This is a genomic window from Microbacterium umsixpiens (assembly GCF_053543675.1).
On record NZ_JBLVOH010000038.1, the window covers coordinates 5,658 to 9,732 of the forward strand.

Sequence of the window (4,075 nt, forward strand, 5' to 3'; positions counted from 1 at the left end):
TGAGGCGGGCATGACCGCGTCACGACCGGCGGGACCGACGAGGGCGAGCTCACGCAGCTCGGCGTCGTCGAGGGCCGCGACCTCCGCGCCGTTCTCGAAGCTGTGCTTGATGTACTCGATGGCCACCAGGAATCCGATGACGAGGAGGATCCAGAGCGTCCACAGGCCCAGCAGCAGGGCTTTCGATCCGGGAAGCGCCCAGGTGATGACTCCGAGCACGACGAGCCCGGCGACCCCCGTGAGCACCGTCGCCTTCAACAGGGTGGGGTAGCGGCGGGTGAACGGCTCGGCGCGTCGAGCGAGGTCTTCGCGGTATTCGCTGCGGTTCGAGAGCGCGCGGATGACGTCGGTGAGCCGGTACCCGCTGCCGACGACCTGCACCTTCTCGCCGATCAGGAGGTCGGTCGCGAGCACCTGCCGGTTGAAGAGCAGGGTGAAGTTCGCGAGCCGGCGCCGCAGGACGAGCCCGATGAGGAACGCCAGGGCGACGAACACGGCGAGGGCGCCCAAGTACCGCCAGTAGTGGCCGTCGTAGAACCCGCCGATCGTCTCGCGCATCGCGTCGATGCCGTACGAGAACGGGAGGAGCGGGTAGATCGCCCGGAAGAATCCGGGCATCAGCTCGATCGGGTAGAGCCCGGATGCTCCGGGGATCTGCATGATGACCAGCAGGATGCACAGGCCGCGGCCGACGTGCCCGAACGCGACGCAGAGGGCGTAGATGATGCTCACGTAGGCGAGGGCGATGAGCACGCCGGTGCCGAGGAAGGCGGCGGCGCTGACGGTCTGCACGCCGATGATCAGGTTTCCGGTGCACACGATCAGCGCCTGGCCGACGGCGAGCGTCGCGAAGAGGAAGAAGCGGCCGAAGTAGGCCTCGCGCACGGTGACGCCCTCGACGCCCTCGGTGTCGACCTCGACGCGGAAGATCACCATGAGCACGAAGGCGCCGATCCACAGCGACAGGTTCGTGAAGAGCGCCGCCATCGCCGACCCATAGGTGTCGACGGGGAACACCAGGTGCTCGTCGACCTCGACGGGGGAGGAGATGAACTGGGCGATCTGCTCGGGCTCCAGGTCGGTCAGTGTGCCCAGCAGACCCCATTCGGATGCGGCGTTGAGGGCGACGACGTCGGTGCGCGAGGTCTGCAGCCCCTGCTCGATGCCGGCGAGGTCGCCGTCGAAGCTCTCCAGTGCCGACGAGGTGGCCACGAGCTGAGAGTCCAACCCGCCCAGCAGCTGGTCGGCTTCGGCGAGCACGCCCTTCTGCGCATCCAGCGCCGCCGACAACGATCCGACGCTCGACGACAGCTGCGACATGGCGCTGTTCAGCGAGGGGACGGTGCGGGTGAGGATGTCGCGCATCGCTGACGACGCATCCCTGGTGTCCTGCATCGCCTTGTCGACCGCGTCGGCCGTCGCCTGGACGGAGCCCACGGTGTCGGATGCGCTGGCCTTGAGGTCCTTCAGGTCTGCGAGCAGCTGCTGGTCGGTGGCGTTGCGCTGCTGCAGTGAGGCGATGACCTCGGTGAGCTGCTGCTTCGTCTCGTCGCTGAGGTCGGTGTCGTCCACGAGCGCCTGCAGACGCGCGGCGGCCGCTTCGTTCGCCTCGAGCACGTTCGAGACGTCGTCGATCCCGGCGTCGATGCGCACGCCCGCCTGCTCGAGGCTCTGGGTGAGACGGGTGATCGAGACGTTCGCCTTCGACGACGCATCGGCGAGCAGCGTGGTGCCCTGGAGGAACGCGGTGGTGGCGCTGTCGGTGAAGGCGATCACCTCCTTCTGCGTCTCGGCGATGATCGACTGCGTCTGGTCGAGCGACTTCTGCACATCGCCGAGCGTCTTGTCGACGTCGCCGAGCGTGCTCCGGGCGGAGGCGAGCGTGCCGCGAGACGAGGTCAGCCCGTCCTGCGTCTCGGCGAGGTTCTCGCGCGCCGACGAGATGGTCTGCGCTGCCTGGTCGAACGCGTTGAGGGTGTTGTCCCTGGCGTTCAGCAGCCGCAGCTCGGTGGAGTCGCCGACGTCTTTGAGGGCGTTCGTCGCGGCGAGTGCCACCTGCTCCTTGAAAGCGGTGGTGACCTGCTTGTCGAGTTCGGAAGCGCCGACGTCGGTGATCTTGGGCGCGATCGCCCCGGCCTTCTCGTTGACGTAGTACTCCAGCGCCGGCTGGGTGAAGTCACCGCTGGTGATGCTGAGCAGATCTTCGCTGAACTGCGCGGGGATGACGATGGCGGCGTAGACGTCGCCCTTCTTCACGGCCTCCTGAGCCTCGTCCTCGCCCATGAACGTCCAGCCGAGCTGGTCGTCGTCCTCGAGCTGCGCTGTCACCTGCTCGCCGATGTCGATGTGACCGGTGAGGTCGGAGGTGGCGCCCTCGTCGAGATCGACCACCGCCACGCGGATGTTCGCGGTGTTCGCGTAGGGGTCCCAGAACGCGTTTATGTTGAACCACGCGTACAGGGCCGGGGTGATGAGCACCCCGATGATGATGATCCAGGCTTTGGGTACGCGGGAGAGTCTCTTGACGTCGCGCTTGTAGACCCGCCAGCTCTGTTTCACAGGACGAGTTTACACAATACGTGCACACGAGCGTGCAAGTTAGCTGAGTAAAGCGGTCGGGGCGTGCGTCAATTCAGGGTCGTGACCGTCAGCTCGTTGGTGGCGGTGTCGCACGTCGTGAGCTGCCACACGGGCGCGCCGTCGTCCATCACGCGGGCCATCTCCACGATGAGTGGACTGGGGTATTCCTCGCCCGAGAGCTGCGCCGCGGTGTAGGCGCTGCTGCCGTTCAGCTGCTGCTCCGCCTCGGTGAGCTCCGTCTCGCCGGTCGAGAGAACCTCCAGGGTGCGGACGTCGACCAGCGACTCCCGGCCGAAGCTCGGGTCGTCGACCCGCTCGCCGCACGTGTCCTTCCGGGTGTCGGCGCTGCGCAGCCGCCAGGCGAAATCGTCGTCGAGCCACTCGAGGCGCAGACCGACGATGGCGCCGCCGATCGCCTCGGACTCTCCGGGCAGGGACTCGAGGAAGTCGGACGGCCAGGAGACCTCCGACGGCAGGCAGGTGCCGGGGAAGTCGTCGCCGACGGCCTCCGGCGGGCTCGGGACGGCGGCCGCCGAGCATCCGGCACAGGCCAGCATGCCTGCGAGCGCGAGTGCGCTCGCGCGCAGTCTGGGGGGAGTGGGCATCAATGCCTCCGTGGGGGTCGCCGACTTCTGGGAGCGCACCTCAATCGAAGACGGGGCTCAGGAAGCGGCGCTCGTAGCGGCGGATGCACTGCGTCCGGCGGGCGAAGTCGAACGCCTCGACGCACTCCGGATCGGTCTTCGACGCGGTCCGGTAGACCTCGTACTCGGCGAGGGAGGGGAACGTGAACAGTGCGAACGCCTCGTCGCTGTCGCCCTCGCTCGGCAGGAAGTAGCCGTGGTGGGTGCCGCCGTGCTTGGCCACGAGCCGGATCCAGGTGCGACCGTACTCGGTGAAGTCCTCGAGCTTGTCGGGGTCGATCTCGTAACGCAGGTGAACGGTGATCATGCCCCGATCCTGTCAGAGCACCGATGCCGCCTGACGCGCCATGCCGACGGCGACATACTCCGCGGCCTCCGGCACCTCGACCGGCAGCCCGAAGACCAGCGGGGCGATCTCGCGGACGGCCTGCGACTGGGCGCCCCCGCCCACGAGCAGCACCCGCTCCAGGGGGATGCCGAGTTCCCGCAGCGCGTCGAGCCCGAAGCGCAGCCCTCCGAGCATGCCCTCGACGGCGGCCCTGGCGAGGTTCTCGCGGGTGGTGGAGGCGAGCGTCATGGCGGTCAGGCTCGCGGTGGCATCGGGCAGGTTGGGGGAGCGCTCGCCCTCGAAGTACGGCACGAGTTCGAGTCCGCCGGCGCCGGGTTCGGCGGTCAAGGCGAGCGTGCTCAGCCCGTCGTGGTCCACCCCGAGCAGGCGCGCGATCACGTCGAGGACGCGCGCGGCGTTGAGCGTGCAGACCAGCGGCAGGTAGCCGCCGTCGGCATCCGCGAAGCCCGCGACGATGCCGGTCGGTTCCGCCACCGGGCGGTCGGTCACGGCGAAGATCGTG

4 protein-coding genes are annotated in these 4,075 nt (G+C 68.3%); all 4 read right to left on the reverse strand.

Annotated elements, in window-relative coordinates:
* A partial coding sequence (locus ACNPM4_RS03885; protein ID WP_448984754.1) for a YhgE/Pip family protein occupies window positions 1–2,559 on the reverse strand: 2,559 nt, incomplete at its 3' end.
* Between the two features lie 68 nt (window positions 2,560–2,627).
* Window positions 2,628–3,185: a hypothetical protein gene (locus ACNPM4_RS03890; protein ID WP_448984755.1), complete on the reverse strand. Its 558-nt coding sequence runs from the start codon at window positions 3,183–3,185 to the stop codon at window positions 2,628–2,630.
* 40 nt (window positions 3,186–3,225) lie between these two features.
* Complete coding sequence (locus tag ACNPM4_RS03895; RefSeq protein WP_448984756.1) at window positions 3,226–3,531, reverse strand: NIPSNAP family protein; 306 nt, start codon at window positions 3,529–3,531, stop codon at window positions 3,226–3,228.
* 12 nt (window positions 3,532–3,543) lie between these two features.
* Window positions 3,544–4,075 (reverse strand): FGGY-family carbohydrate kinase (locus tag ACNPM4_RS03900; protein WP_448984757.1); only part of this gene is annotated, 532 nt, incomplete at its 5' end.